The organism is Nonomuraea sp. H19, from assembly GCF_052068215.1.
GTDB lineage: Bacteria > Actinomycetota > Actinomycetes > Streptosporangiales > Streptosporangiaceae > Nonomuraea.
Genome location: NZ_JBQHCV010000026.1, coordinates 98,780 through 125,394, shown reverse-complemented (window position 1 = coordinate 125,394; position 26,615 = coordinate 98,780). Strand labels below are relative to the sequence as shown.

The 26,615-nt window shown below is 71.3% G+C and carries 30 protein-coding genes; 22 read left to right on the top strand and 8 right to left on the bottom strand.

Annotation, left to right across the window (positions count from 1 at the left end; all coding sequences use genetic code 11):
- Positions 1–107 precede the first annotated feature (107 nt).
- The 7 genes from ACTMTI_RS43170 to ACTMTI_RS43140 all read left to right on the top strand — a co-directional run bounded on the left by ACTMTI_RS43170 (position 108) and on the right by ACTMTI_RS43140 (position 5,651).
- Positions 108–716 (top strand): biotin transporter BioY, encoded by a 609-nt coding sequence (locus ACTMTI_RS43170; RefSeq protein ID WP_441126604.1) that lies wholly within the window; start codon positions 108–110, stop codon positions 714–716.
- 7 nt (positions 717–723) lie between these two features.
- The gene (locus ACTMTI_RS43165) at positions 724–2,082 is read left to right on the top strand and encodes a class I adenylate-forming enzyme family protein (protein ID WP_441126603.1); all 1,359 of its coding nucleotides are present in this window, start codon (positions 724–726) and stop codon (positions 2,080–2,082) included.
- Positions 2,083–2,173: 91 nt separating this feature from the next.
- Positions 2,174–3,292, top strand: a complete 1,119-nt coding sequence (locus tag ACTMTI_RS43160; RefSeq protein WP_441126602.1) for a thiolase family protein — start codon at positions 2,174–2,176, stop codon at positions 3,290–3,292.
- Positions 3,293–3,365: 73 nt separating this feature from the next.
- Entirely contained in the window at positions 3,366–4,040 is a 675-nt protein-coding gene (locus ACTMTI_RS43155) for an energy-coupling factor ABC transporter ATP-binding protein (protein ID WP_441126601.1), read from the top strand.
- Positions 4,037–4,642, top strand: coding sequence for an energy-coupling factor transporter transmembrane component T family protein (locus ACTMTI_RS43150; RefSeq protein WP_441126599.1), 606 nt, complete (start codon positions 4,037–4,039; stop codon positions 4,640–4,642). Before ACTMTI_RS43155 ends, ACTMTI_RS43150 begins: the two co-directional genes overlap by 4 nt.
- Positions 4,643–4,692: 50 nt before the next feature.
- Complete coding sequence (locus ACTMTI_RS43145) at positions 4,693–5,043, top strand: ArsR/SmtB family transcription factor (RefSeq protein ID WP_441126598.1); 351 nt, start codon at positions 4,693–4,695, stop codon at positions 5,041–5,043.
- Entirely contained in the window at positions 5,043–5,651 is a 609-nt protein-coding gene (locus ACTMTI_RS43140; protein ID WP_441126597.1) for an SRPBCC family protein, read from the top strand. The genes ACTMTI_RS43145 and ACTMTI_RS43140 overlap by 1 nt, the downstream gene beginning before the upstream one ends.
- A 66-nt stretch (positions 5,652–5,717) precedes the next feature.
- Here ACTMTI_RS43140 and ACTMTI_RS43135 read toward each other — a convergent pair whose 3' ends face one another.
- The gene (locus tag ACTMTI_RS43135) at positions 5,718–6,554 is read right to left on the bottom strand and encodes a helix-turn-helix domain-containing protein (protein ID WP_441126596.1); all 837 of its coding nucleotides are present in this window, start codon (positions 6,552–6,554) and stop codon (positions 5,718–5,720) included.
- A gap of 103 nt (positions 6,555–6,657) precedes the next feature.
- Between ACTMTI_RS43135 and ACTMTI_RS43130 the strand changes: the two genes are divergently transcribed.
- From ACTMTI_RS43130 to ACTMTI_RS43120, 3 genes are read left to right on the top strand one after another with little or no spacing between them, the layout of a single operon-like run.
- Positions 6,658–7,380, top strand: coding sequence for an SDR family NAD(P)-dependent oxidoreductase (locus tag ACTMTI_RS43130; protein WP_441126595.1), 723 nt, complete (start codon positions 6,658–6,660; stop codon positions 7,378–7,380).
- 8 nt (positions 7,381–7,388) lie between these two features.
- On the top strand, positions 7,389–7,781 hold the full coding sequence (locus ACTMTI_RS43125; RefSeq protein ID WP_441126594.1) for a hypothetical protein: 393 nt from the start codon (positions 7,389–7,391) through the stop codon (positions 7,779–7,781).
- Positions 7,774–8,322 carry a YceI family protein gene (locus ACTMTI_RS43120; protein WP_441126593.1) on the top strand — a complete coding sequence of 183 codons (549 nt, stop codon included), beginning with the start codon at positions 7,774–7,776 and terminating at the stop codon, positions 8,320–8,322. Before ACTMTI_RS43125 ends, ACTMTI_RS43120 begins: the two co-directional genes overlap by 8 nt.
- A 242-nt stretch (positions 8,323–8,564) precedes the next feature.
- Here the strand turns inward: ACTMTI_RS43120 and ACTMTI_RS43115 are convergent, their stop codons facing one another.
- A complete protein-coding gene (locus ACTMTI_RS43115; RefSeq protein WP_441126592.1) occupies positions 8,565–9,191 on the bottom strand; it encodes a TetR/AcrR family transcriptional regulator in 627 nt (208 codons plus the stop codon).
- Positions 9,192–9,308: 117 nt separating this feature from the next.
- Between ACTMTI_RS43115 and ACTMTI_RS43110 the strand changes: the two genes are divergently transcribed.
- Positions 9,309–9,965 carry a maleylpyruvate isomerase family mycothiol-dependent enzyme gene (locus tag ACTMTI_RS43110; protein ID WP_441126591.1) on the top strand — a complete coding sequence of 219 codons (657 nt, stop codon included), beginning with the start codon at positions 9,309–9,311 and terminating at the stop codon, positions 9,963–9,965.
- Between the two features lie 170 nt (positions 9,966–10,135).
- On the opposite strand, the gene ACTMTI_RS43105 is transcribed toward ACTMTI_RS43110, so the two are convergent.
- Together ACTMTI_RS43105 and ACTMTI_RS43100 are read right to left on the bottom strand one after the other, a co-directional pair.
- Positions 10,136–10,294, bottom strand: coding sequence for a hypothetical protein (locus tag ACTMTI_RS43105; RefSeq protein WP_441126590.1), 159 nt, complete (start codon positions 10,292–10,294; stop codon positions 10,136–10,138).
- Positions 10,295–10,354: 60 nt separating this feature from the next.
- Positions 10,355–10,522 carry a WYL domain-containing protein gene (locus ACTMTI_RS43100; RefSeq protein WP_441126589.1) on the bottom strand — a complete coding sequence of 56 codons (168 nt, stop codon included), beginning with the start codon at positions 10,520–10,522 and terminating at the stop codon, positions 10,355–10,357.
- A 421-nt stretch (positions 10,523–10,943) separates the two neighbouring features.
- Here ACTMTI_RS43100 and ACTMTI_RS43095 point away from each other — a divergent pair, with 421 nt between their 5' ends.
- The 6 genes from ACTMTI_RS43095 (at position 10,944) to ACTMTI_RS43070 (ending at position 17,626) form a co-directional block, all read left to right on the top strand.
- The gene (locus tag ACTMTI_RS43095) at positions 10,944–11,711 is read left to right on the top strand and encodes an ABC transporter ATP-binding protein (protein ID WP_441126588.1); all 768 of its coding nucleotides are present in this window, start codon (positions 10,944–10,946) and stop codon (positions 11,709–11,711) included.
- Positions 11,696–13,513 (top strand): hypothetical protein, encoded by a 1,818-nt coding sequence (locus tag ACTMTI_RS43090; protein ID WP_441126587.1) that lies wholly within the window; start codon positions 11,696–11,698, stop codon positions 13,511–13,513. The genes ACTMTI_RS43095 and ACTMTI_RS43090 overlap by 16 nt, the downstream gene beginning before the upstream one ends.
- A gap of 34 nt (positions 13,514–13,547) precedes the next feature.
- A complete protein-coding gene (locus tag ACTMTI_RS43085) occupies positions 13,548–14,756 on the top strand; it encodes a sensor histidine kinase (RefSeq protein ID WP_441126586.1) in 1,209 nt (402 codons plus the stop codon).
- On the top strand, positions 14,753–15,373 hold the full coding sequence (locus tag ACTMTI_RS43080; RefSeq protein WP_441126585.1) for a response regulator: 621 nt from the start codon (positions 14,753–14,755) through the stop codon (positions 15,371–15,373). Before ACTMTI_RS43085 ends, ACTMTI_RS43080 begins: the two co-directional genes overlap by 4 nt.
- A 281-nt stretch (positions 15,374–15,654) precedes the next feature.
- Entirely contained in the window at positions 15,655–16,524 is an 870-nt protein-coding gene (locus tag ACTMTI_RS43075) for a GNAT family N-acetyltransferase (protein ID WP_441126584.1), read from the top strand.
- A gap of 835 nt (positions 16,525–17,359) precedes the next feature.
- On the top strand, positions 17,360–17,626 hold the full coding sequence (locus ACTMTI_RS43070; protein WP_441126661.1) for a helix-turn-helix domain-containing protein: 267 nt from the start codon (positions 17,360–17,362) through the stop codon (positions 17,624–17,626).
- 222 nt (positions 17,627–17,848) lie between these two features.
- Here ACTMTI_RS43070 and ACTMTI_RS43065 read toward each other — a convergent pair whose 3' ends face one another.
- Positions 17,849–18,181, bottom strand: a complete 333-nt coding sequence (locus tag ACTMTI_RS43065) for a YnfA family protein (RefSeq protein WP_441126582.1) — start codon at positions 18,179–18,181, stop codon at positions 17,849–17,851.
- Positions 18,182–18,263: 82 nt separating this feature from the next.
- Here ACTMTI_RS43065 and ACTMTI_RS43060 point away from each other — a divergent pair, with 82 nt between their 5' ends.
- Together ACTMTI_RS43060 and ACTMTI_RS43055 are read left to right on the top strand one after the other, a co-directional pair.
- A complete protein-coding gene (locus tag ACTMTI_RS43060; protein WP_441126581.1) occupies positions 18,264–18,503 on the top strand; it encodes a hypothetical protein in 240 nt (79 codons plus the stop codon).
- Positions 18,504–18,571: 68 nt separating this feature from the next.
- Positions 18,572–19,210 (top strand): NAD(P)-dependent oxidoreductase, encoded by a 639-nt coding sequence (locus ACTMTI_RS43055; RefSeq protein WP_441126580.1) that lies wholly within the window; start codon positions 18,572–18,574, stop codon positions 19,208–19,210.
- Positions 19,211–19,238: 28 nt separating this feature from the next.
- Here ACTMTI_RS43055 and ACTMTI_RS43050 read toward each other — a convergent pair whose 3' ends face one another.
- Together ACTMTI_RS43050 and ACTMTI_RS43045 are read right to left on the bottom strand one after the other, a co-directional pair.
- On the bottom strand, positions 19,239–20,393 hold the full coding sequence (locus ACTMTI_RS43050) for an SWIM zinc finger family protein (RefSeq protein WP_441126579.1): 1,155 nt from the start codon (positions 20,391–20,393) through the stop codon (positions 19,239–19,241).
- A complete protein-coding gene (locus ACTMTI_RS43045; protein WP_441126660.1) occupies positions 20,390–23,128 on the bottom strand; it encodes a DEAD/DEAH box helicase in 2,739 nt (912 codons plus the stop codon). Before ACTMTI_RS43045 ends, ACTMTI_RS43050 begins: the two co-directional genes overlap by 4 nt.
- Before the next feature lie 110 nt (positions 23,129–23,238).
- Between ACTMTI_RS43045 and ACTMTI_RS43040 the strand changes: the two genes are divergently transcribed.
- Genes ACTMTI_RS43040 through ACTMTI_RS43030 form a run of 3 tightly spaced genes read left to right on the top strand, consistent with a single transcriptional unit; the run spans position 23,239 to position 25,587 of the window.
- A complete protein-coding gene (locus tag ACTMTI_RS43040; RefSeq protein WP_441126578.1) occupies positions 23,239–23,856 on the top strand; it encodes a DedA family protein in 618 nt (205 codons plus the stop codon).
- Positions 23,840–24,952, top strand: a complete 1,113-nt coding sequence (locus ACTMTI_RS43035; RefSeq protein ID WP_441126576.1) for a sensor histidine kinase — start codon at positions 23,840–23,842, stop codon at positions 24,950–24,952. The genes ACTMTI_RS43040 and ACTMTI_RS43035 overlap by 17 nt, the downstream gene beginning before the upstream one ends.
- On the top strand, positions 24,943–25,587 hold the full coding sequence (locus ACTMTI_RS43030) for a response regulator (protein WP_441126575.1): 645 nt from the start codon (positions 24,943–24,945) through the stop codon (positions 25,585–25,587). Before ACTMTI_RS43035 ends, ACTMTI_RS43030 begins: the two co-directional genes overlap by 10 nt.
- 13 nt (positions 25,588–25,600) lie before the next feature.
- On the opposite strand, the gene ACTMTI_RS43025 is transcribed toward ACTMTI_RS43030, so the two are convergent.
- On the bottom strand, positions 25,601–26,488 hold the full coding sequence (locus ACTMTI_RS43025; RefSeq protein ID WP_441126574.1) for a LysR family transcriptional regulator: 888 nt from the start codon (positions 26,486–26,488) through the stop codon (positions 25,601–25,603).
- Between the last annotated feature and the right edge of the window lie 127 nt (positions 26,489–26,615).

The following is a 26,615-nucleotide window of genomic DNA, read 5'->3' as shown; positions in this document are numbered from 1 at the left end:
CCGGTGGCGGGCCGCAGGTCGGTATCGGCCGGTCGCAGATGATCGCATGGAAAGTTGTGGGATATCTCCATGCCTGAACCGGGCCGTTGTGGTGTGGGATCGTCCCCATGAAGGATGCAGGCAAACAGCGCAGGTTCCCCACCGCAGACCTGGCGAGGGTGGCAGTCTTCGCCGCGCTGATCGCGGTGCTCGGGCTACCGGGCTCGGTGAACGTCTTCGGCAACGCGACCCCGATCACGCTGCAGACGCTGGGCGTGATGCTGGCGGGAGCGATCCTCGGCACGTGGCGGGCCGCGCTGGCCGTCGCGGTGCTGCTCGTCCTGGTCGCCGCCGGGCTGCCGCTGCTGGCGGGCGGGCGCGGCGGGCTGGGTGTGTTCTTCGGGCCTTCGGCGGGGTTCCTGATCGGCTGGATCCCGGGCGCGGCGCTGACCGGCTGGCTCGTCGAACGCGCGGGCCGCAACCCGGGGATCGTCCAGCTCGTGGTGGCCTGCCTGGTGGGCGGCGTCGGGGTGGTCTACCTGTTCGGCATTCCCGTGCAGGCCCTGATCACGGGGGTGCCGCTGGGCACGACGGCGCTGCTCAGCACCGCCTTCCTGCCCGGCGACCTGGCCAAGGCGGTGGTGGCCTCCATCGTGGCCAGGGGCACGCAGCGGGCCTACCCGGACGCGGTGCCCACCGTGCACCGCGAGCGGATGCGCATCGGCGGGGAGCGTTGACCCCTTCATGCCGGTAGCCGACTACGTGATCAGGCACGCCGCCGAGCACCCGGCCAGGCCGGCGGTACGCGGCCCGCGCGGCGAGCTGAGCTACGGCGAGCTCGCCGACGCCCTCAATGGCGCCGCCCGGCACCTGCTCGGCCGCGGAGCCGGCCCGGGGTCGCTGGTCGCGGTCGGGGTGGCCGACCCGGTCGCGCTGCTGATCGCCGTGCTGGCCGCGGATCTGGCCGGCGCCACGCCGCTGGTGGGCGACCCCTCCTGGGACCGGACGCGGTGGGTCAGGATGGGCGGCGCAGTGGACGCACTCGTCGACGCGCCGCTCCCGTACGTGAAGGGGCCGGTCGTGGACCGCGCGCCGGCGCCGGGGGATCGGGCGTGGGCGTGCTTCAGCTCGGGCAGCACCGGCCGGCCGCGCGCCGTGGTGCGCACCCGCGCCTCGTGGACGGCCTCGTTTCCGCACCTCAGCGACCTGGCCGGGATCGGCCCCGGCGACGTCGTCCTGGTCCCGGGCCCGCTGTTCTCCTCCCTGTACGCCTTCGCGGCCGTGCACGCCCTGGCCGCCGGCGCGACGGCGGTCGTACCGGGCCGCTGGCCCGCGGGCGCGCTGGCCGGCCACCTCGCCCAGGCGACGGTCGTCCACCTGGTGCCGCATCTGCTGCCGGCCGTGCTCCAGCGTCCAGGGGCGCTGCGCACGGCCGTGGTGGGCGGCGCGGCGCTCGGCCCGCAGGCGCGGGCGGCGGCGGAGCAGGCCGGGGTGCGGGTGGTGTCCTATTACGGGGCGACCGAGCTGTCGTTCGTGGCCGTGGACGCCGACGGGGCGGGGTTGCGCCCTTTTCCCGGCGTGGAGATCGAGGTCAGGACCTCGCCGGGGGCCGTGCTCGGCGAGGTGTGGGCGCGTTCGCCCTGGCTGGCCGAGGGCTACCTGGGCAGGGCGGCGGGTCCGCTGCACCGCGACGAGGACGGCTGGATGACCGTGGGTGACGTGGCGCACCCGTACCGGGGAGGGGAAGTGCTGCGGCTGCGCGGCCGCGGCGACGGCGCGATCCAGACCGGCGGCGCCACCGTCGTGCCCGAGGACGTCGAGGAAGTGCTCAGGAAGGTGCCCGGTGTGGGGGACATCGTGGTGATCGGCTCGCCGCATCCGTCTCTGGGCTCGGTGGTCACGGCCATCCTCGAGGCCGACGGCGCCCCGCCGCCGCGCGCGCTGCTGGAGGCGGTGGCCAGGAGCGGGCTGGATGTGGCGCAGCGGCCGCGCCTGTGGTACGCGGTGCCGAGCCTGCCGCGCACGCAGGCGGGCAAGCCGGCACGCGCCCTGGTCGCGGCCTGGCTGGCCGGCGGCGGCCCGGACATCCAGCGGCTGGCCTGACATGCGCGACGAGCCTTCTACCGCGCCTGGCACGCGCGATGAGCCTTCTACCGCGCCTGGCTCGCGCGACCGGCCCGCCATCGCGCCTGGTGTGCGCGACCAGCCCGTCGTCGTGGCGGCTCGGCGCACCCCCATCGGTACGGCCGGGCACGCGTTCAAGCAGGTCACCGTCGACCGGCTGGCCGCCCCCGTGATCGCCGCCGTGGCCGGGGACGTCGCCGGGCGGCAGGTCGACGACGTGGTGCTGGGCAACTGCATGGGCCCGGGCGGGAACATGGCCCGGGTCGCCGCGCTGGCCGCCGGCCTCGGGCCTGGCGTGCCCGGGGTCACCGTGGACCGGCAGTGCGGCAGCGGCCTGGCCGCGATCCTGCTCGCCGCGCAGGCGGTACGCGCGGGGGAGATGGACCTGGTGATCGCCGGGGGCGCGGAGAGCGCCTCGACGGCGCCGCTGCGTACCCATCGGGGGGCGGCGCAGCCGTACGCCAGAGCGCCTTTCACCCCCGATGGCCACCCCGACCCCGACATGGGGCCGGCCGCCGAGGCGCTGGCGGCGGCTTACGGCATCAGCAGGCTGCGGCAGGACGCCTACGCCTGCCGCAGCCACGCCAGAGCCCTGGCCGCCCGCTTCGACGCCGAGATCGTCCCCATCGAGGGACGGGCCGCCGACCAGCGGCCGCGCCCGCTTCGGCCCGCCACGCTGGCCCGGCTGCCCGCGGCGTTCGTAGCGGGAGGTACAGTGACGGCCGGCAACTCCTCACCGGTCAGCGATGGCGCCGCGGCCGTGGCCATCGTGCCCGAGCGGCTGCGCGCGGGCCTGCCGGGGATGCGGCTGGTGGCCGGGTCCGTCGTCGGGTGCGATCCCGAGCTGCCCGGGTGGGGGCCGGTGCCGGCGGTGCGGCGGGTGCTGGCGCGGGCGGGGGTGGACATGGGGCGGATCGCGGCGGTGGAGATCGTGGAGGCCTTCGCGGCGCAGGTGCTGGCCGTCACCGACGCGCTCGGGCTCGATCCCCTCGAAGCCGACGACGAGCGGGTCTGCGCCGGTGGGGGCGCACTGGCGCTGGGCCATCCGTGGGGCGCCACCGGCGCGGTCGTGGTGACCCGGTTGTTCACCCGGCTCGTACGCGCCTCGTCCCCGCCCGGCACACTCGGCCTGGCCGCGGCCGCGGTCGGCGGCGGGCTCGGCGTGGCGGCCCTGTTCGAGGTGGTTTGACGTGATCGTGTTCGCCGACATGGCCAGGATGGTCTGACGTGATCGAGTTCGCCGACGTGGCCGGGGGTCTGACGTGATCGAGTTCGCCGACGTGCATGTCCGGCTCGGCTCGCGGGACGTGCTGTGCGGCATCTCCGCTCGCCTGCCCGAGCGGCGCGTGGGCGTGGTCGGCGCCAACGGTTCGGGCAAGAGCACGCTGGCCCGCCTGGTCAACGGCCTGGCGCTGCCGACTTCGGGCGGCGTCACCGTGCTCGGCCTCGACACCCGCCGGCACGCCGCGAAGATCAGGCGCGCCGTCGGGTTCCTGTTCACCGACCCGGACGCGCAGATCGTCATGCCGACGGTGGCCGAGGACGTGGCCTTCTCGCTGCGCCGCAGAGGACTGCCCCGCGAGGAGGTCGAGCGGCGCGTCGGCGAGGTCCTGACCCGGTACGGCCTGGCCGGGCACGCCGACCATCCCGCCCACCACCTGTCGGGCGGCCAGAAGCAGCTCCTGGCCCTGTGTTCGGTACTGGTCCTCGAACCGGACATCCTGGTCATGGACGAGCCGACCACGCTGCTGGACCTGCGTCACTCCCGCCAGGTCGCCGACCTGCTGCGCGAGCTGCCGCAGCAGGTGCTGGTCGTCAGCCACGACCTGCCGCTGCTGGCCGGCTTCGACCGGGTGCTGGTGCTCGATCAGGGCCGCGTCGTCGCCGACGGCACACCGGAGGAGGCCATCGGCCACTACCGGAAGATGATGGCGTGAACGGCCTCACCGGCGCCTACGTCCCCGGCGCCTCGCCGCTGCACCGGCTGCCCGCCGGCGTCAAGCTGGCCGGGCTCGCCGTCGCCTGCGCGGCGCTGGTGCTGCTGCGCTCGCCTCTGGCGCTGGCCGCGGCGGGCGTGGCCGTGGCGGGGCTGTATGCGCTGTCCCGCGTCGGCATCGCGGCGGCCTGGGCGCAGATCAGGCCGGTGCGCTGGTTCGCGGTGGCGCTGTTCGCCCTGCAATGGGTGTTCGCCGGCCTGGAGCCGGCGGCCGTCACGACGTTGCGCGTGGTCCTGGCCGTCGCGCTGGCCGGCCTGGTCACGCTCACCACCCGCACGTCCGCGATGATGGCCACGCTGGAGCGCGGCCTGGCGCCGGCCAGGCATGTCGGCCTGGACCCGTTCCGGGTGTCGCTGCTGCTGTCGCTGACCATCCGCAGCGTGCCGGTGCTGGCGGCGCTCGCCACTCGCGTCAGGGAGGCCCAGCGGGCCAGAGGCGTGGAGCGCAGTCTGCGGGCCTTCGCCGTGCCGCTGGTGGTCAGCGCGCTCCGGCACGCCGACACTCTCGGCGAGGCGCTCAGCGCCCGCGGCCTGGACGACTGACCCTTCCACCAGGTTTGACTTATATAAGCATTGCCTGAAATACTCGGGCCGTGCACGCGTTCGACGTTCTCGGCGATCCGGTCCGGCGCCGGATCCTGGAGTTGCTGGCCGGCGGCGAGCAGAGTTCCGGCGAGGTCACCGCCGTCATCCAGCGCGAGTTCGGGATCTCCCAGCCGGCCGTTTCCCAGCACCTGCGGGTGCTGCGCGACAACGGGTTCGCCAGCGTGCGGGCCCAGGGCACGCGCCGGCTCTACGCCGTCGAGCCGGGGCCGCTGCAGGAGGTCGACCAGTGGCTGGAGCGGTTCAGAGGCTTCTGGACCCAGCGTCTGGACGCGCTGGCGACGGAGCTGGCCCGCGGCAAGCGCGAGCGCCGCTCGACAGACATGACGGAGGAGACCTGATGGACATCGTCGACGAGATCAACCAGGCGCATCGCGAGCTGATCGACGGCGAGCGCAAGACCATCGTGCTGCGCCGGCACTACGACGCCGAGGTCGAGGACGTGTGGGATGCCTGCACCAACGCCGAACGCCTGTCCCGCTGGATGTTGCCCGTCACCGGAGACCTGCGGCTCGGGGGCACGTACCAGCTCAAAGGCAACGCCGGCGGTGAGATCCTGCGCTGCGAGCCGCCCAGCCTGCTGAAGGTCAGCTGGCTGTTCGGTGACAACCCCGGCTTCTCCGAGGTGGAGGTGCGCCTGTCCGCCAAGGACGGCGGCACCCTGTTCGAACTGCACCACACGGCCGAGGTGCCGCCGGACATGTGGTCGGGCTTCGGCCCCGGCGCGGTCGGCGTGGGCTGGGATCTGGCCCTGCTGGGCCTGAGCCTGCATCTGTCGGGCGCCCCGCAGGTCGACGAGAACACCTTCCACCAGACCGACGAGGGCCGGCGCTTCATCACCTCCAGCAGCCAGGCCTGGGGTGAGGCTCACAAGGCCGCGGGCGGCGATCCGGAGCAGGTCGCCGCCACCGTCGCCGGCGTCACCGCCTTCTACGCCCCCCAAGAATAGGGGCTTGCGCGTGGCCCAGAAGATCTTCCGTTTCTGATGTTCTCATCAGCGGCGATGCTCAGCACCTCACACCTGCTGCAGCCCGAGCACTCGCAGCATGTCGAGCACCGTCGCTTCGGGAGATCCCGGCTCAGCCGAGTACATGAGCACGGTCTGGTAGCCGTCCGGGAGCAGCATGGTGTCGCAGTCGAGCGAGATCGTGCCCAGGCTGGGATGCCTGATGCTCTTGGTGGCGGTACGCCATGGGGAGGAGTGCCCCTCCCGCCAGAGCTCGTCGAATCGCGAGCTGCCACGACGTAGTTCCGCGATCAGCCGGACCAAGTCGGGGTCGTCGGGGTAACGGGCCTGTGCGGCACGCAGCGTGCCGACCGAGGCGCGGGCAGCCGCGTCGTCTTCGTCCGGGCCTGCGGCGACCTGGCAGCGGCTGCTGCCGAGAAAACGCTGCCAGATGAGGTTGCGTTGCCGCTGCGGCCACGCGGACATGTCGCCTTGAAGCGCTGCCCCGAGGGGGTTCCAGGCCAGCACGTCGCCCTTGGCCGACAGCACCAGCACGGGCAGATCCGCCATGCGGTCCAACAGCCGAAGCACGCTCGGCCGTACGACCATCGCGATGCGCCCGGCCCGTGGCGGCTCGTGGCCGGCGAGCCGGAATACCAGGTCGCGATCATCGTCGTCGAGCCGCAGGGCCTGGGCCAATGCGGCGATGACCTGACTCGAGGGTCGCGGTCCGCGCCCCTGCTCGAGCCGGACCACGTAATCGACGCTCAGGCCTGCGAGCATGGCCAGTTCCTCTCGGCGCAGACCCGGCACCTGGCGACGCGTTCCCGCCGGCAGTCCGACATCGTGCGGTCGTACACGAGCTCGGGCTGTGCGGAGTATTTCGGCGAGTTCGGCACGGTTCACTCGTCAATCATGCCTCGTAGATCGCCTCCGCCGGGTGGTACCGCAGGTCCTATGCCTCAGCGGTCCTGGTGGGCCCCGGGCGTGCGCATGGAGGATCGGCTCCATGACAGAGGTGAAGACGGTGGCGTTGGTCACCGGAGCGAACAAGGGGCTGGGCCGGGAGACCGTACGCCGCCTGGCCGGCAAGGGGTGGCAGGTCTTCCTGGCCGCGCGGGACCGGGGACGCGGCATCGAAGCCGCGGACACGCTGGCGGGTGAGGGACTCGAGGTGGAGTTCGTCGAGCTTGACGTGACCTCGGACGAGTCCGTGGCGGCGGCCGTGAAGGCCGTCGCCGAGCGCGCGGATCGCCTGGACGTGCTCGTCAACAACGCCGGAGTCGGTGGCCCGCTGCTGGACCCGGCCGACATGGACGCCGACGCGCTACGTGCGCTGTACGAGGTGAACGTGTTCGGTCAGGTGCGGGTCACACACGCGTTCCTGCCGTTGCTCCGCAGGTCGCAGCAGCCCCGCATCGTCATGGTGTCCAGCGCTCTCGCCTCGCTGGCACACGCCGGTGACCCCGCCCGCCCCGAGTACGGCTTTCTGAGCCTGGACTATGCCTCGTCGAAGGCAGCGCTCAATATGATCGTCTCCCAGTACGCCCGGGCGCTGCCCGGGTTCAAGGTCAACGCTGCGGATCCGGGCAACCCCGCCACCGACATGAACCATCACACGGGTATCCACACCGTCGCGGAGGGAGCCGCTGCGATCATCAGGTTGGCCACTTTGGACCCCGGCGGTCCGACGGGAGGCTTCTTCGGCAGTGACGGCCCCGTCCCATGGTAGGAGTGAAGATGACCAAGATCCTGACGATCGGGCTGCATCCGAGCACGATCGACTACACCGGATTTCCCGGCCTTGACGAGGCGACGCTCACCGCACGAATCGAGCAGGGCAACGCGGCTCTGCGGGCGGCGGGCTTCGACGCGGTGCCGTGCCTGATCGGTACCGACCCGGACGAGGCAGAGAAGACCGTCCGTGAACTGTTGCCGGAGGGGCCCTTCGGCGTGGTCATGATCGGAGGTGGCGTGCGCATGGCCCCTGAGCACACCCTCCTGTTCGAACGGCTGATCAACGTTCTGGCGGCGACGACTCCCGGAATTCGGTTCTGCTTCAACACCTCACCGGAAACGACGATCGACGCCATTCGCCGTGTCTGGCACCGGACAGGCCCCGTGCATGGCTGAGCAGCGCACCAGCTCTCCGGCCCCGGCCGGCCGGGGACCCTCCCCGATCGTGGGCGACTATCACATAGACCCCGGCAGATCCACGATCCGGTTCAGGACCCGCGCCCTGTTCGGGCTGCTTCCGGTACGTGGGACGTTCATGATCGGAAGGGGAACGATCAGCGTCCGGGATCCGCTGGCGGACTCGGCCGTCGTGGTGGAGATCCCCGCGGGCAGCTTCACCAGTGGACTGCGGATGCGCGACCGGCACGTGCGTGCGGCCGACTTCCTCGACGTGCACTCCCACCCGACGATGTCCTTTCGAGGGAGGCTGCCCGATCAGGGGGAAGCACCAACGGCGCTGCACGGGGACCTGACCGTGCGGGGGGTCGGTCAACCGCTCAGCCTGACCCTCCTCTCCGTGACAAACACCGATACCCTCCTTACGGCCGACGCCACGGTCACGATCGACCGCTACGCCTTCGGTCTGACGAAAGGCCGGGGCATGGCCGCCAGGTATCTCAAGATCGCGATCGAGATCGTGGCCACCCGCGACACCTGATTGCCGTAACCAACAGGCTCAGGCCGTATCGGCGCCGTCCAGGGCGAGCTGAGCCATGTGTCCAGGTGGTGCAGAATGCTCAGCCATGACGGCTTTGCGTGCTGGCCGGCGGGATGGACGCGCCTCCTCGGGATGGGGAGTCCGAGGTCTGGTACGTCGCTGAGGGCGGCAGGCTGTGCCGTATCTCGTTGGATGAGGCGGGTGCGGTGCGGTTCGATGTCCACTGACACCACTGCCCTTGATCATGATTTCGCGGTCAGGCCCAGGATGAGGGTGTCCAGCGCGAGGCGGGCCAGGCGGACGGACTCCTCCCCGGACAGCGCCTGGAGCGGCCCATGGACGCGCAACTCGGCGAGTCCGTGAACGGTGGCCCAGCATGACCACTCGGCATCGGTACGGCGAGTCGATGCCATGACTCCTGCCCGCGTCATCTCGTCGAGGATGCCGAGCAGGACGAGATGGGGCGGGGGCGGGCCGCCCTCCTCGGCGCCGTCCGGCGGCGCTTCCTGCGAGGCGCACGCCAGCTCGTACCAGCCGGGAGTGGCCTGGGCGTACTCCACATACGCCAGCCCGAAGGCGCGCAGCCGTTCGGTGGATCGCGGCCCCACATCGAGGCCGGGCGTGATCGTGTCGAGCCGGTCGAGGATGGCGTGCGCGAGGCGGTGCCGGGCCTCCAGGGCGACGGTGAGGACGAGTGCCCGCAGGTCGGCGAAGTGCCGGTAGGCGGCGTTCGGGCTCACCCCGACCGCGCGGGTCACCTCGCGTAGGCCCAGAGCACCGACACCCTTGTCTCTGGCGAGGTCGAGAGCGGCCTCGATCAGGGCCGAGCGCAGGTTGCCGTGGTGGTAGCCCGGCGAGGTTCTCTTCATGCTTGCCCAACGCCTCCGTGGATGTCTACACTGTGCACATCATCCATGTTCACAGTGTAGACATCATGGGCGGGTCAGCGCCAGCAGCCCGTCGACACGGGACGGAAGGAGCGGCGGATGGACACCGATGCCGCGCGCGACGCAGTCACCAACGAGCGGATGAGCCTGTGCGACCTGCTGGAACAGCTGGACGACGCCGAGTGGGCAACCCCCTCACTGTGCGCGGGCTGGACGGTGAAGGACGTGGTGGCCCACCTGACGACCACCACCCGCACCACGGCGCTGGACATGGTGACCGGCATGGCCCGCGCCCGCGGCGACTTCCACCGCATGACCGACAGGCGTGCCCGCAAACGCTCACAGACGCTCACCCCGGCCGAGCTCATCGCGCAGCTGCGCCAGAGCGCGACGTCGCCGCGCCGCATGCCTGGCAGCGGACCGCTGGATCCGCTGGTGGACCTGCTGGTACACGGGCAGGACATCGCCCGTCCGCTACACCGTGACCGGCCGCTCCCGGAGGGCCCCGCGGTTGCGGCCCTGACCTACGTCGCCGGCAACCGCTTCTATGACGCGCCCGCACGCCTCGCAGACCTTCACCTCATCGCCACCGATGTGGACTGGACGTCCGGCCGCGGGCAGGAGATCAGGGGCACGGCCGGCGACCTGCTCCTGGTCGCGACGGGGCGTCCGGCCGGTCTAGCCGGCCTGTCCGGTCCCGGGATGGACGTCCTGACCGCACGAATGCACGGCCTTGAGCCCCGGCCCGGCCAATGAGCGTCGACGACCGGGCCAGAAGCCGGGACCAACGCGATCGGCCCAGCCGAGTGGGGGTCGGGGGTCAGAGAGATTTGGAATGGAATCCGGCGTTAACGCGGTTTCCGTAGGTCGTGTAGCTGATCCAGTCGTCCTCCCCGGCAGCGGTTAACGCCGGATTCCATTCGATGTCACAGCGCGACAGAGACGCTGCCCAGGGCCTCGTGCCGGAGGCGGAAGCCGACGCCACGCTTGCGCAGCCCGGCCACGATCGAGATGAAGTGCTGCAGGGAACGGCCCAGCCGATTCAGCGAGGCGCTACGAGGTGTCGCGGGGCCGCGGAACTCCATGGGTTTGCCCTGCTGATTAGTTACGCGCCGTCGCTCCGATCTCGGCCGTGAGCGGCGGCCCTACCGGTAGTCGGTGTCGGCGGCGTAGCGAGCGGCGGCCTCGGCCGCCTTGCGGGCCAGGGCTTGGCGGAGTTCGGCCGGGGCGAGGACTTCGGCGTCGGCGCCGAAGGCCAGCAGTACCTCGGCTGCTGTCAGGGAGCGGAAGCGCACTCTCTCTTTTACGCTCATGAAGGAGGCGGCCGATCCGCCGCCGCCGGCATGTCTGCGCGGAAAATGCCGAGTCCTGTCGGAGGCGGCACTTTCCTTCCCCGAATCGGATCCCATCCTGGCCATACACGCTGGCGGTGTCCCAAGAACCCGCGAAGTGCCCACACCGATTGACAAGTCGGCACTTCGGTTCCGGCGGGTGGGTTGTGCGTGAGTCGCCCACGCCGAAAGCGGGCGCGACGCCATGGGCTTGACGCGGAGCTGCGCCTGTTCAGCGTCTGGTCGAGCCAGCCGACCAGGTGCCGGTGGACAGCGGCGCTGGGACCCGCACCACGGACCAGTCGCTCTCCCCGCATCAACCGATCGGTTGATGCCGGAATCCACCATCCCGCTCTCCGACCGGACGATCCGCCACCCCCTGCCCCCGCGCGATTCTCAAGGCATGCCAACACACCGGGAGCCCGCCCTCCGCACCATCGGACTCCGCAAAGCCTTCGGCGACCACGAGGCCGTCGACGACATCCACCTCACCGTCCCCGCCGGATCCTTCTACGGCCTGGTCGGCCCCAACGGCGCCGGCAAGACCACCACCCTGGCCATGGCCGTCGGCCTGCTCCGCCCCGACGCCGGCAGCGCCGAAATCTTCGGCGTCGACGTCTGGCGTGACACCGTCCAGGCCAAGGGGTTGATCGGCGTGCTGCCCGACGGCAACGCCATGCCGGAACGGCTCACCGGCCGCGAGGTCCTCACCTACCTCGGCCTGCTGCGCGGCCTGCCCCCCGCCGTCGTCGCCGAGCGCACCGACGAACTCCTCCAGGTCCTCGAACTCGACTCGGCAGAGCGGACCCTGGTGATCGAATACTCCACCGGCATGCGCAAGAAGATCGGCCTGGCCGTCGCCCTCCTGCACGCGCCCCGCCTGCTCGTCCTGGACGAGCCCTTCGAGGCCGTCGATCCCGTCTCCGCGGCCACGATCAGGACCATCCTGCGCAGGTTCGCAGCCAACGGCGGCTCCGTGATCATCTCCAGCCACGTCATGGCCCTCGTCGAGCAGCTCTGCGACCACGTGGGCGTCATCTCCGACGGCCGCGTCGTAGCCGCCGGCCCGCTGGCCGACGTACGCGGCGCCGGAACCCTGGAGGACGCCTTCGTCGACCTCGTCGGCGCCCGCACCGGCGGAACGGAGGGGCTGGCATGGCTCACCTCCTGACCTCCGGCCCGGTCGCCGCCCAGCACATGATCCGCATGCGGCTGGCGATCATGCGCAACTCCCTGCGCGGCGACAACGCCGCCAACCTCTACACCGGCGTCTCGGGCGGGCTGATCCTGGCCTTCGGAACGATCGCCGTCGCCGTCCTGTGGCCCGCCTACCTGCCCATCACCCTGGCCGTGTGGCTCTCCGGCTGGATCTTCGGCCCCATCTTCATCGGGGGCGGCAACGAGGCCCTGCGCCCCGAATACTTCTCCATGCTCCCGGCCACGCCGGGCCGGATCGCGGCGGCGCTGCTCGCCGGAGCTTTCGCGGGCCCCGCACCCGCGGTCAATCTCATCGCCCTACTGTCCCTGCCCGTGTACGGCTGGCGCTTCGGCCCGGCCGGAGTGCTCATCGGCCTGGTAGCAGCCGTCACCACGCTCATCACCATGGTGATGCTCTCCCGCGTCATCGTGGCGCTCATCGGCCTGTTCGTCAGATCCCGTGCCACCGCGGCAGCCGTCGGCATCGTGACCGGCACCGCCATCGCGCTGTGCAGCAACGGCTGGGCACCCGTCGCAGCTCTGGGCGGCTCCGACACCGCCGCCTGGTCCCACATTTTCGTCCGTGTCCTGCCCTCCGGATGGGGTGTGGCCGCCGTCGAAGCCCCCTGGCCTCTCGCCCTCGCCGTCCTCGCCGCCGGCGCCGGCGTGATCGCCCTCCTCCTGGCCGCCTGGGCCGGCCTGCTGTCGCGGCGCGTCGTCTCGGCAGCACGCGGCGGTGTGCCCCCTCGCCGCGGCACGCCCCGCCCCTTCCCCGCCACCAGCGGCGCCCGCCTCGCCGCCGCCAAGGAACTGCGTGCCTGGTGGCGCGACCTCGTCCGCATCCAGCTCCTCGCCACCGCCTTCTCCTACGCCATCGTCACCCCCCTCCTGCTCCTCGCCCTCGACGCCTGGATCATGGTTCCCTTCACGGGACTCATCGCGATCGTGATGGCCGCCGCGTCCTCGGCCAACCTCTACGGCGCCGACGGGACCGCCCTCTGGCTCACCCTCATGACCCCCGGCGCGGAACGCGCCGACGTACGCGGCCGCCAGCGGGCCTGGCTCCTCATCGTCGGCCCGGCCGCCGTCCTCCTCTCCCTGGCCGGCACCCTCGTCAGCGGCCAGACGTGGGCCTGGCCGTGGGTACTCGGCCTGCTCCCCGCCCTGCTCGGCGGAGGCGCCGGGCTCATCGTCCTGCTCGCCGTCACCTCGCTCGTCCCCGGCACCGACCCCCACAAACGCGGCGGCAACCCGCTCAGCACCGGCGCCGACGAAACCGCCGAAACCAGCCTCGCCTGGCTCGTGCTCGTCGCGGTCCCCGCCACCGCCCTGCCCGCGGCCGGTGCCATTCTCCTCAACCCCTGGGCCGGCATCGTCACCGGTGTGCTGACCGGCGCCCTCAGCGCCTGGGGACTCGGCAGGATCGCCTACCGCAGGCTCGAGAGCCACGGGATCGATCTGCTCAACCTCATGAAGCATGGCCCGGCACCCCAGGCCAGCAAACCCACCACCGCGGACCTGCCCATCCAGCACCGCATCGGCGTCACGATCAGCTACACCATCGCCTGGCTTCCTTTGTTCCCCCAGGGTCTCGTGCCCATGGTAATGAAGATCTTCGGCATCGAGAACCGCGCATGGTTCCTCGCCCTTCATCTCCCGCCGGTCTGGCAATGGCCCACCATCATCTTCATGATCGCCCTAGGGCTGCTCATGTACGGCTACGCCATCCTGATCCCCATGCGCCTAAACTCATCCTCATCTGCCGCGACCAGGTAAAACCCGTCCATACCGAGAGAAGGGGCAGGCCCGGATGAACGACCCCTTCCCGCCTTCGGTCTGGGAGCGGCGCTTCGAGCGCGTCGTCGAGATCGTCCCCTACATCACCCTCGCCGCTTCCGTGGTCATCAGCCTGGCCTCACCCGACCAGCCCGAGGGCGGGATCCCCCGTACTCTCGCGCTTACCGCCCTGGCCCTCGCCTGGATTCTCGGCGCCCGCACCCTCCTGCCCGCGGCCCTGCGCGGACGTCGGGTCGTCGTCACCGTTCACTTCGCCGGCGTCCTGGCCACCGCCGCGCTGCTCGCCTTCCACGACCCCATCTTCATCATCTACTGCATCTCCGGCTTCTTCCTCGCCGCCAACTTCGCTCCCTCCAAGTGGACCTTCGCCGCCGTCGCCGCTACCTCCTTCGTCCTGTACGGCTCGACGCTCGACTGGTCTCAGGCCACCATCCAGCTCATCGCCTTCTATCTGGCGATCATCGCCGTGCAGACCGTCGCCATCGGCGGCGGCTCCATCGCAGGCATCAAGATCGAGGACCGGCAGCGCAAATACCGGAAAGCAGTCAGCGACCTTCAGACCGCGCTGGAGGAGAACGCCGACCTCCACGCGCAGCTCCTCACCCAAGCCCACCAGGCCGGCATCCTCGACGAACGCCAGCGCATGGCCCGCGAGATCCACGACACCCTCGCCCAAGGCCTCACCGGCATCATCACCCAGCTACGCGCCGCCCAACGCGTCGAGGACTCCGACACCCACCTCGCACTCGCGCTCAACCTCGCCCAGGACAGCCTCACCGAAGCCCGCCGCTCCGTCGCCGCCCTGCAGCCCCACCAGCTCGAAGACGCCCACCTCCCCGAAGCCATGACCACCCTGGCCCGCAACTGGAGCCAGAGCACCGGCGTCGACCTCCACGTCGAAGTGACCGGCGACCGCGTCCCCCTCAGCCCCGCCATCGAGGTCACCCTCTTCCGCGTCGCCCAGGAAGCCCTCGCCAACGTCGCCAAACACGCAGGCGCCACTCGCGCCGGCCTCACCCTCTCCTACACCGGCACTGTCGTCCTGCTCGACATCCGCGACAACGGCACCGGCATCCACAACCCCAACGGCAAAGGATTCGGCCTCAGCAGCATGAGACAACGCCTACGCGGCGTCGGCGGCTCCCTCGAAATCGAGAGCACGCCCGGCGAGGGCACCGCCGTCAGCGCCACCGTCCCCGCGCTTCAAGGAAACCCCCGGTGATCCGCCTCCTCCTCGTCGACGACCACCCCATCGTCCGCGACGGCCTGCGCGCCGCCTTCGAAACCGAACCCGACATCGATGTCGCCGGAGAAGCCGCCAACGGCCGCGAAGGCATCGACCGCGCCGCCGCACTCGAGGTCGACATCGTCCTCATGGACCTGCGCATGCCCGAAATGGACGGCGTCACCGCCATCACCGCCCTGCGCCACTCCCACCCTCACATCAAGGTCCTCGTCCTGACCACCTTCGACGGTGACTCCGACGTCCTGCCCGCCATCGAAGCCGGCGCCACGGGCTACCTCCTCAAAGACGCCCCCACCGACGAACTCCTGCGCGCCGTCCGCGCCGCCGCCGCGGGCGAGCCGGTCCTGTCCCCCTCGGTCGCCGGCCGCCTGATGGGCCAGGTACGCCGACCGGTCAAGGCTGCCCTCACCGACCGCGAACTGCAGGTCCTCGCCCTCGTCGCTGACGGCGCCTCCAATCGCCAGGCGGCCGCCAAACTCTTCATCAGCGAGGCCAGCATCAAGACCCACCTGCTGCACATCTACGACAAACTCGGCGTCCGCGACCGCGCCGCCGCCGTCGGCGAGGGGTATCGACGCGGTTTGCTCAGTTAGTCGACCAACCACCCGCCGTACCGGAGCCCACCCCCGCCTACCTGCAGGAACGGCGCAGATGGCGGCCGGTGGGGCCAGCCTTACCGGCAGGCCGACCTGGGAGAACCCGTTAACGCCGGATTCCGTTCCAAATCTCTCCCACCCCGGGGTCGCCAGCCGCAAACGAGTGTGTTCGGGCAGGTCAGTGGCAGGGTGCGTACATGATCACGGCGACGCCGATTACTGACTGCCGGCGGGAAATCCGGGTGCGGAGGGTCGGTGGGGTGGTGTGTGATCGGGGGATGGCGATCGAGATGGGCAGGCCGGGGATCGACAGGCTCGGTGACGTGGTGCGGGTGTTGGGGGAGTGGCAGTACGACGGAGGCCCCGTGCAGTTGCATCCGGGGGATGTGGGGTGGTTCTGGCGGTTCGGTGCGGAGCGGACGGCGGAGGCTACGCGGACCTGGAGTCGGGCTGGGGAGGTTCTGGCGGTCGGGCTGCTGGATGGTGCGGAGTTGCTGCGGTTGGCGTTCGCGCCGCAGGCGTTGCGGGACGAGGAGTTGGCGCAGCAGCTGGTCGAGGACGTGTCGGCGGCTGAGCGTGGCGTGCTGCTCGAGGGCAAGGTGTACGTCGAGGCGCCGATGGGTGCGCTGGTCCAGGACCTGTTGTTCAAGGACGGCTGGGAGAGCGACGAGCCGTGGACACCACTTCGGCGCGACCTCGGCACCCCTGTGCCGGATCCGGGCGTTCACGTCGAGGTGATCGGGCCGCAACAGGCGCACGAGTGGGCCGCGGTCCTGCGGGCGTCGTTCGACGGGTCGACGTTCACTGACGAGCGCTGGCACGCGATGGCGGCAGGTATGCCGTATGTCGACGCGCGGTGCCTGGTCGCCCGCAACGAGCAGGGCGAGGCGGTGGCGGCCGTGACGGTGTGGTCGGCGGGTGAAGGCAAGCCGGGGTTGATCGAGCCGATGGGGGTGCACCGGGCACACCGCCGTCACGGTTACGGCAAAGCGATCACAGTCGCCGCAGCGCGCGCGCTCCAGGAGCTGGGTTCGTCCAGCGTGGACGTGTGCACGCCGAGCTCCAACGTCGGCGCCGTCGCCACCTACCAGTCGGCCGGCCTGGAGCAGTTGCCCGAGAGACAGGACCTGTACCGCAACGCTTCCTGAGGCTTTTCGATGTGGGGTCGGGGTGTGCTGGGCGCGAAGGGCTGGCAGGCCGAGGTGACCGTCCGCTGGCCCCGGAAGATCCAGGCGGCCGACGACCGCAACACCCCGCTGGCGCTGGCGCTGCTTGGGGCCTGCGGCGGCGCGGCGTGCACGATCGACGGCCGTCACGCTTCTGCCTGGCTTCGGCGGCGTGCGCCGGCAACGGTCGGAAGTCGGTGTTACCCCGTACCGAAAATCTGTTGTCGCCGTGGTAGACATTTGCATCCGATGGCGCTAATGTTCCTGACATCGCAAGGAACGGATCCACCGGGCAGCAGCAGTTAGCACGAGCACCACGACGAACTGCCCGCAGCAGGATGAAGTCAGTAGTTGATTGGCAGAAGGTCGGACGTGACGGGCCAGCGCAGTGGCAAGGGGCCCAGAGCGTGGACGCGCTGCCGAAGGTGAACAAGTGGTCCGGAAGAGAAAGATGAAGGGAGTGTTGACGCCATCGGGATCGCCCGTTGCCGGCTGAAGTTTCGCCGCTCGGGTACCGCAGTTCCACAGATAGGAAGGTGGTCTACGGTCACGCATCCGCGATCCGCGCATCACCGCCGCCCAGTACGGCGGATGCGGAAAACAGTAAGCCGGCCGATGGCCGGTAGATGGTGTTGAACTCTTCGGGGCCCCGGCGCAACAGGCGCCGGGGCCCCCTGTGCGCGTGATGAGAAAGGAATGTATGGATCAACGTCGCTCGGCTGCCGAGGGTGACACGCTCACGCACGGCAGGATTACGGATACGGCCGAACGCACGGCCGATGACCGGTTCGACGATGAGGACTACCCCGCCTACAGCATGGGTGCGGCCGCCGAGATGCTCGGCGTCACCCCGACGTTCCTGCGGGCTCTGGGCGCCGCCCATCTGATCGAGCCGAAACGCTCCAGCGGCGGACACCGCCGCTACTCCCGCTACCAGCTGCGCCTGGCCGCACGCGCCCGGGAACTCGTCGACCAGGGCGCCCCCGTGGAAGCCGCCTGCCGCATCATCATCTTGGAAGACCAACTCGCCGAAGCGCTGCGCATCAACGCCGCATATGAACGCGAGCGAGCGGCCGGAGACTGACAGGGAACTGACACCGGCGGCCTGGTCTCCGACCACGTGGACCAGGCCACACCGCGCGCACCGGCGCCGAACGCGCCGCGGACCCGGCCCCACGGCCGAGGCAGCCAAGACCGCGGCCGGCTGCGCCCGCCAGAACTGACCCATCGGCACAGAGTCGCCTGGCTGCTTCATGGCCCCGTAAACGGTTGCAATCGGGACGGAGCCCGTCCCCGGCCACGGGGGCTAGGCGCGCGGGACATACATGATCACCAGGACTCCGGCCACGCAGATCAGTGCCCCGATGACATCCCACCGGTCAGGGCGGAATCCGTCGGCGACCATGCCCCAAGCCAGCGACCCGGCCACGAACACACCGCCATAAGCGGCCAGGACGCGGCCGAAGTGCGGATCGGCCTGGAAGGTCGCGACGAACCCGTAGAGGCCGAGCGCGATCACGCCGGCGCCGATCCAGACCAGGCCACGCTGCTCACGTACGCCCTGCCAGACCAGCCAGGCACCGCCGATCTCGAACAGGGCCGCCAACGCGAACAGGACCAAGGAACGCACGATCGTCATAACGCCTATTAGAGGTCATGGGAGCGGTTCGCCGGCCAGGTCGGCTTACCGGAGCGGACAGTCGTCGGGGCAGGTGCAGTCAATGAAGCAGACGCTGCTGTGTACGTACCTGTCGGCGGTGCTGCTGGCCGGGCTGGCGCTCAACAGCCTGTTCGGCTGGTCCTGGGCCGACCCGATCGCCGCTGGTCATCGCCGCGGTCGCGGTCAAGGAGCGCCGGGGAACCTGGCGTGGCGACGCCTGCTGCGGCGTGAGCCCCGTCTCGGCCGAGTCCGGTGTCTGCACGGACGGCTGCTGCCCGCCCCCCGGGAGAACACCCCCTGATCGGCCGGGCGGCCGCCCGTCGAGGTAAGGTGAGTGAGTACTCACCTACCCTAAGGGGCGAAAGGCTCATGAAGCTCACCGTCTTCGGAGCGACCGGCGGCATCGGGCTCCAGTTGCTCCGGCAGGGACTCGACTTCGCCCACGAGATCACCGCCGTCGTGCGCGACGCCTCCCGCCTGCCCGCCGAGCTGCGCGAACGCGTCGACGTCGTCGAGGCGAACGTGATGGACCCCGACGCCATCACGCCGGCGGTCAAGGGCCGCGACGCCGTGCTCACCGCGATGGGCACGCGCGAACGCGGCCCCTCCGCCGTCCACACCGCCAGCGTCGGCGCCATCATCGAGGCCATGAACCGGACCGGCACCCGGCGCCTGCTGACGGTGGGCGCGAGCGGCATGGTGACCGACGCGGGCGACGGCCTGCTGACGCGGTACGTGCTCAAGCCCCTCATCGTGCAGCGGCTGTTCCGGCATTCCTATGCCGATCTGGCCGAGTCCGAGCGGTTGCTGCGGGCCAGTGACCTGGACTGGACGATCGTGCGCCCGTCACGTCTGACGGACGCGGGTCGTACCAACCGCTACCGCACCGCCAGGGACCGCAACATCCGGGGCGGCATGAACACCACCCGCGCCGACGTGGCCGACTGCATGCTGCAGCTGATCGGGGACCGCACGTCGGTGCGGCACGTCATCTCGGTGGCGTCCTAGAGCAGTCCTAGAGCGGGACGGCGCCGCGTCATCCGTGGGACAGGGCGGCGGGGTCGCGTTCGGGAGGGCCGGCGGGCCACCACTGGCCATCGCGTTCGATGAACGGGTACCAGCGCCCGTCTCGTCCGTAGCGCAGTTGCAGCGTGCCGAGGGTCCAGCGGTTACGCCAGGCCTGGATGCCGGGCGGCTGCTCGCCCTCCCAGCCCGCCTCCAGCAGTGCCTGCGCCCTGGCCAGGTCGCGCCGGGGCGGGGTCCAGGCGGTCTCGAGCACGTCCAGGCCGTCCGCGCCGCCGTATCGCCAGGCCGCCACGGCGGCGTCGAGGCCGAGGCCGAGGTCGTGCTCGGCGGCCAGCCGTACCCGGTCCTGGTATTCGGTCAGTTCCGGCAGCCGGCCGCGTACCAGGATCTGGCGGGCGCGGGAGGCGGCGGAGGCGGCCAGCACGCGCAGCGCGGCCGGGTCCGCGCCGGGCGCCGCGTCGCCGGCCGGTGGCGGGTCGAGGGCGGGCGGGGCGAAGGCGACGTCGTATGGCGGCGGCGCGGGCAACGGCGGCGTCCCCACCGCGAACGCCTCAGCCGCCGGAACCCCGGAAGCCGCCGAAACCCCGGAAGCCGCCGTCGTGCCGGCCGCGGGGGCGTCGCGCTGCTGGAGTGCCTCGATCAGCTCGCGCTCGCCGCGCCCGCGCATCAGCAGCAGCACGAACGGATCGGCGTCCAGCAGCCATGAGGCCTGGTAGCACAGGGCGGCGGCGTGCTTGCACGGATGCCCCCAGTCCGGGCAGGAGCACTCCGGTTCCAGGTCGCCGACGGCGGGCAGCAGCGGCACGGCGGCGTCGTCTGCGGCCTCGACGAGGTCGTGCGGCATGTCGCGGTCCAGCAGCGCGGCGATGTGCCCGCTCTTGGCGGCGACCTGGTCGAGGAAGCGTTCCCATGCGGCGTCGGTGAGCTGCTCGACGCGGACGACGGTGTCGTACTCGCTCTCGGTGACGGCGGCGATCCGGCCGGGGCTGACGGTGATGGGGCCGACCTGGCCGGTCTTGGCGTACGTGCGGCCCTTGCGCAGCAGGGTCTGGTCCAGCGAGGTGTCCTCCATGGCCTTGATCCAGGCGCGGCCCCACCAGGAAGTGGCGAAGCGGGCGCCGGCGCGCTGCGGGGGGAAGGCGGGGAATCCGCGTACGGCGGTCATCGAAGCTCCACGAGGGCGGCGAGTTCGGTGTCGGTCAGCTCGGTGAAGGCGGCTTCGCCGGCGGCGAGCACGGCCTCGGCGAGCGAGCGCTTGGCGGCCAGCATCTCGGCGACGCGGTCCTCGATCGTTCCTTCGGCGATCAGGCGGTGCACCTGGACGGGTCTGGTCTGGCCGATGCGGTAGGCGCGGTCGGTGGCCTGGTCCTCCACGGCGGGGTTCCACCAGCGGTCGTAGTGGATGACGTGGTCGGCGCGGGTGAGGTTCAGGCCGGTGCCGGCGGCCTTGAGCGACAGCAGGAACACCGGGACCTGGCCGTCCTGGAAGCAGCGCACCATTTCCTCGCGGCGGGCGACGGGGGTGCCGCCGTGCAGCAGCCGGGTGGCCACGCCGCGGGCGGTCAGGTGCCTTTCCAGCAGCCGGGCCATGGCGACGTACTGGGTGAAGACCAGCACCGCGCCGTCCTCGGCGACGATGGTGTCGACGAGCTCGTCGAGCAGCTCCAGCTTGCCCGAGCGGCCGGCCAGCCTGGGGTCGCTCTCGTGCAGGTAGTGGGCGGGGTGGTTGCAGATCTGTTTGAGGGCTGTCAGCAGCTTGACGATGAGGCCGCGCCTGGCCATGCCCTTGGCCTCGGCGATCTGGGTCATGATCTCGCGTACGACGGCCTCGTACAGGCCGGCCTGCTCGGTGGTGAGCGCGACGGGCCGGTCGGTCTCGGTCTTGGGGGGCAGTTCGGGGGCGATGCCGGGGTCGCTCTTGCGGCGGCGCAGCAGAAACGGTCCCACCAGGCGCGACAGCCGCGCGGCCGTCTCGGTGTCGCCGGACTCGACGGGTTTGGCCCATCGTGCCCTGAACCTGCTGAGGGGGCCGAGCAGTCCCGGGGTGGTCCAGTCGAGGATGGCCCACAGTTCCGACAGGTTGTTCTCGACGGGGGTGCCGGTCAGCGCGACGCGGGCGGCCGCGGGGATCTCGCGCAGCGCTTTGGCGGTGCTCGAAGCCGGGTTCTTGACGTGCTGGGCCTCGTCCGCGACCAGCAGGCCCCATGGGTGGGCGGCGAGTTTGGCCGCGTCGAGGCGCATGGTGCCGTACGTGGTCAGGACGAATCCGTCCTCGGCCAGCGTGCGGGCGGCGCCGTGGAAGCGGCGTACCGGGACGCCCGGGGCGAATCTGGTGATCTCCCGCTCCCAGTTGCCCAGCAGGGAGGCCGGGCACACCACCAGCGTCGGGCCGGTCCCGGCCCGGTGCAGGTGGAGGGCGATCAGCGTGATGGTCTTGCCCAGGCCCATGTCGTCGGCCAGGCAGGCGCCGAGCCCGAGCGAGGTCATCCTGGCCAGCCAGCGCAGCCCGTGCAGCTGGTAGTCGCGCAGCCGCGCGGCCAGTCCTGCGGGCGGGGCGATCTCGTCGGGCTCCGACAGTCGCTCGCGCAGTTCCTGCAGCCAGCCGGCCGGCTCGACGGGCACCTGCTCGCCGTCGACCTCGATCGATCCGGTGAGCGCGGCGCCGAGCGCCTGCAGGCCGGTCAGCGGCTTCAGGTCGCGTTGGCGGGCCTTGCGGGCCAGGTCGGGGTCGATGAGGACCCATTGGTCGCGCAGCCGCACGATCGGGCGGTGAGCCTCGGCGAGCTGGTCCATCTCGGCGGCGGTCAGCCGCTCGCCGGCCAGGGCCAGCTGCCAGTTGAAGCTGGTCAGGTGGTGGCCGCCGAGGAAGGAGGGCAGGTCCGAGGGGGCGGCGTCGCGCTCGCCGGCGACGGCGCGGGCGCTGAGGCCGCGTACCAGGGACTTGGGCCAGTGCACTTCCACGCCGGCGGCGGCCAGCCGTCCGGCGGCGCCGGCCAGCAGCTCCTCGACGTCGCCGTCGGTGAGGGTGAGCTCGTCGGGTACGGCGCTGTCGAGCAGGCGTTCCAGGCGGGGCCAGGCGCGGGCGGCGCGGCGGACGGCGAGGGTGGCCTCGATTCTGGCGCGCATGCCGAGGCCGGGGTCGTGGCCCTGCCACAGTTCGCCGGCGTCGACGACGAGAGAGGGGTCGGCGAGGCTGTGGAGCTGGACGACGGCGCGGAGTTCGGCGGCGGCCGGGTCGTCGGCCTCCAGCCGCAGCGACATCCGCACGCCGGAGTCGAGCCCGGCCGACACCTCCTCGGCCCAGCGGCGCAGGTGCGGCACTTTGACGGGTTTGACGGCCGCGTAAGCGGTGGTGCCGGTGGCGCGCACGGCGCCGGGGGAGCGGGGCATGGCGTCGGCGACGGCGTCGAGGAAGGCACGAATGAGTGGCTCGGCTTCGGGCAGCCACACCGCGCCGTCCGCTGCCCCCGTGGTGGTGTCAGGGGCGGGGGGCGCGAGGGGGATGGCGCGGGCCGTGGCGGGCATGGCGGCGGCCAGCTCGCGGATGCGCTGCACGTCGGCCGCGTCCAGGGGCCCGGCCCGCCAGGAGTCGTGCTCACCTGCGGTCACTCCGGGCAGGATGCGGCCCCGGGTGACGAGCTGGAGCGCGATCAGCGCGGCCGCGCCCCAGAAGCGGGCGGCGGGGTGGGCGTGCTCGTCGGTGCGCGCCCTGGCCAGCATCGCCACGGCCGCCGCCACCGGGACGCGGGTGGCGGCGGCCTGGCGGGTGCGTGCCGTGCCGTCGTGCTGCTCGGCCACGGTGACGGTGGCCTCGCCGTCCGGATCGAGGAAGGTCACCTGCCCGGCCCTGGGCGGGTCGCCGGGCTCGAAGACTGCGGGATGCCGTATCAGATCCGTCATGACGCTCACGGCCGTACAGTGTACGGTACCGATGGGGTGTGGTTTACCACAGTGCAGATCGGGCATCCGCCTCATTCCAGGCATACCCGATCTTCCATAGCCTAGATCGCATGACTGATTGGCTTGTTGGACTGATGGAGACCCTCGGCGCCCCAGGGGCGGGTCTGGCGATCGCCTTAGAGAACCTGTTCCCGCCGCTGCCCAGCGAGGTGATCTTGCCGCTGGCCGGCTTCACCGCCAGCAGGGGCGAGATGGACCTGCTCGACGTGCTGGTGTGCACGACGCTCGGCTCGGTGGTGGGGGCACTGGCGCTCTACTGGGTCGGGGCGCTGCTGGGGCGCGAGCGGATGCTGGCCATCGCCGCCAAGCTGCCGCTGGTGAAGGCGTCCGACATCGAGAAGACCGAGGCCTGGTTCCTGCGCCACGGCCGCAAGACGGTCTTCTTCGGGCGGATGATCCCCCTCTTCCGCAGCCTCATCTCCGTGCCCGCGGGCGTCGAGCGCATGCCCCTGGGAACGTTCACCCTGCTCACCACGGCCGGCAGCCTCATCTGGAACACCGTCTTCGTGCTGGCCGGGTATTTCCTCGGCGAGAACTGGTCGCTCGTCGAAGCCTACGCCGGCATCGGCTCCAAGGTGGTGCTCGCTCTGGTGGCGCTCGCGGTGCTGGTCTTCGTCGGCGTACGGCTGGCCGAGCGGCGCAAGGGCAGGCATGCGGCTCGCCGTTGAGGGCCTGCGGCAACTGGCCGCAGTGACATTGGGCGCCGTCACCGCGCCGGCCGGGCTGGCGTTCTTGCTGTCGGCGCTGCCGTTCCTGGGGAACCCGAACGTCGCCGCGGCGGCCCGGCGGCTGGCCCGGCTGGAGGCGCGCCGTCTGCGCCTGGACGTCGCCACGCTGGACGCGCTGGACGCCGACGACGGGCGGGCGCTGCGGTATCTGGCGGCGCGCGTGCCCGTGGGGATGCTGGGCGGGGTGGTGATCCTGCTGATCGTCTTCGGCGCCTGGCAGGGAGGAATGCTGCTCTGGGCGTGGATCCGTAACGAGCCGTTCGACGGGATGGCGCGCTCGGTGCCCCTCGCCCTCTACATGGGCGTCTTTGGGATCGTGCTGCTGTTCCTCGCCCTGACAGGCGTGGTGGGGGTGCACTGGATGGAGCGGCTCCTGGCGATGCGGATGTTGGGGCCGGACCGTACCGAGGTGCTGGAGCGCCGGATCACGGAGCTGGCCGAGAGCCGGGCGGGCATCGTGGCGGCGGTCGACTCCGAGCGGCGCAGGATCGAGCGCGACCTGCACGACGGGCTGCAGCAGCGTCTGGTGGCGCTGTCGATGCTGATCGGGCGCTCGAAGAGGGGCCGTCCCGAACTGCTGGAGCAGGCGCATCAGGAGGCGCAGCAGGCGCTGGCCGAGCTGCGGGAGGTGGCCTGGCGGGTCTATCCGAGCGGGCTGGACTCCCTCGGGCTGGGCGAGGCGCTGGCGGGGGTGGCCGAACGGTCCAGCGTGCCGGTCACGGTGGCCTGCCGGCTGCGGCGGCGGCCGCCGATGGCGGTGGAGACGGCGGCGTACTTCGTGGTGTGCGAGGCCGTGACGAACGCCGCCAAGCACGCCGGCGCCACGCTCATCACGGTCGAGGTGCACGAGGAGGACGCGGAGGAGACGACAGCGGTGGTGGTACGGGTGCGTGACGACGGCTCGGGCGGCGCCAGCGCCGCGGGCGGCGGCCTGTCGGGGCTGGCCAGGCGGGTGGCGGCGCTGGACGGCGCCTTCGAGGTGAGCAGCCCGGCGGGCGGGCCGACGACGATCATGGCGGTGCTGCCATGCGGGTGATCCTGGCCGAGGACTCCACGCTGCTGCGCGAGGGCCTGGTGCGGCTGCTGCTGGAGGAAGGCCACGAGGTGCCGGCCGCGGTCAGCGACGGCGAGGCACTGGTGTCGGCGGTGGCCGCGTACGAGCCGGACATCGTGGTGGTGGACGTGCGTATGCCGCCAACCCACACCGACGAGGGGCTGCGCGCCGCGCTGGAGATCAGGCGCCGCTGGCCCGCCGTCAAGGTGCTGGTGCTGTCGCAGTACGTGGAGAAGCGCTACGCCACCGAGCTGATGAGCGCGGACGTCGAAGGCGTCGGCTACCTGCTGAAGGACCGGGTGGCGCAGGTCGGCGACTTCCTCGACGCGCTGGAGCGGGTCGGCGCCGGGGGAGCGGCGTTCGACCCGGAGGTGGTGCGCCAGCTGCTGGCCCGCACCACCCAGGTGGATCCGCTGGCGCGGCTGACCGGCCGGGAGCGGGAGGTGCTGGAGCGGATGGCGCAGGGGCTGACCAACGCCTCGATCGCGCAGGAGTTGCACGTGTCTCAGAGCGCGGTGGAAAAGCACGTGAACTCGCTGTTCGACAAGCTCGGCCTGTCGCACACGACCGGTTACAGCCGCCGGGTGCTGGCCGTGCTGCACTTCCTGGAGTCCTGAGCGTGCCTGCCGCTCACCGGCGCTCCAGGCAGCATTGGACGAAGTCCTGGACAATCGGGTTGGCGTCGGCGGCCGGGGCCCAGGCGACGCCGACCTGGCTGGGACTGACACCGCTGACGGGCCGGTAGACGACGCCGGGCCGGGCGTAGAAGCGCGCGGCCGATTGCGGGGCCAGGGCGATGCCGTAGCCGTTGGCGATCGCGCTCAGCCAGTCGTCTGGCTGTTCGGTGACGGCGCCGATGCGAGGCGGACGGCCCTGGCGCTCATCGGTGGCCAGCCAGTAGTCGCGCCAGTGGCCTGTTTCGGCTGGGGCGGCCACGAACGGCTCGTCCAACAGCTCGGTGAAGGGGATCTCCTCACGCGCGGCGAGCGGGTGAGCGGCAGGCAGCGCGATCCACCGGGGTTCGGTGAACAGCACCTCCACGCACAGGCTGTCCTGGCCGGGGAAGGGCAGCCGCAGTAGCGCGACGTCGACGTGTCCGCCGGCGAGGCCGCAGGCCGGGTCGGCCCACGAGGACTGGCGCATGTGCACCCGCCAGTCCGGCCGGCGGTGGGTGAACGCGGCGATGATCTGCTGGGTGGCCTCGTTGGCGGCGCTGGCCATGAATCCGACCCGCAGCACGCGGGCCGCCCGGCCCGCCGTGGCCTCGGTCTCCCGCAGGATCCGGTCCCATTCGGCCAGCAGCGCGGGCACGCGTTCGGCCAGGGCCTGGCCCGGCTCGGTGAGCGCCATCCCGGCTCGCGAGCGCGTGAACAGCCGGACTCCCAGCAGGGTCTCCAGCTGTTTGATCTGCTTGGTCAGCGCGGGCTGGGAGACGTAAAGCCGTTGCGCGGCGCGGGTCAGGTTCCCCTCCTGCGCGACTGCGGCGAAGTAGCGCAGCAGCCGGGTGTCGACGTCCATGCCTCCAGGTTATGGATGCGGGTATTGGAGGCGAATGTCGGCGTTGCGCGAAGTTGCTGCCGCACCCGGAAACCACCGGCGGAGCTTCCTCGGCCGGGTGCCGGGGAGGCAGTCAGGATGTTGCTCT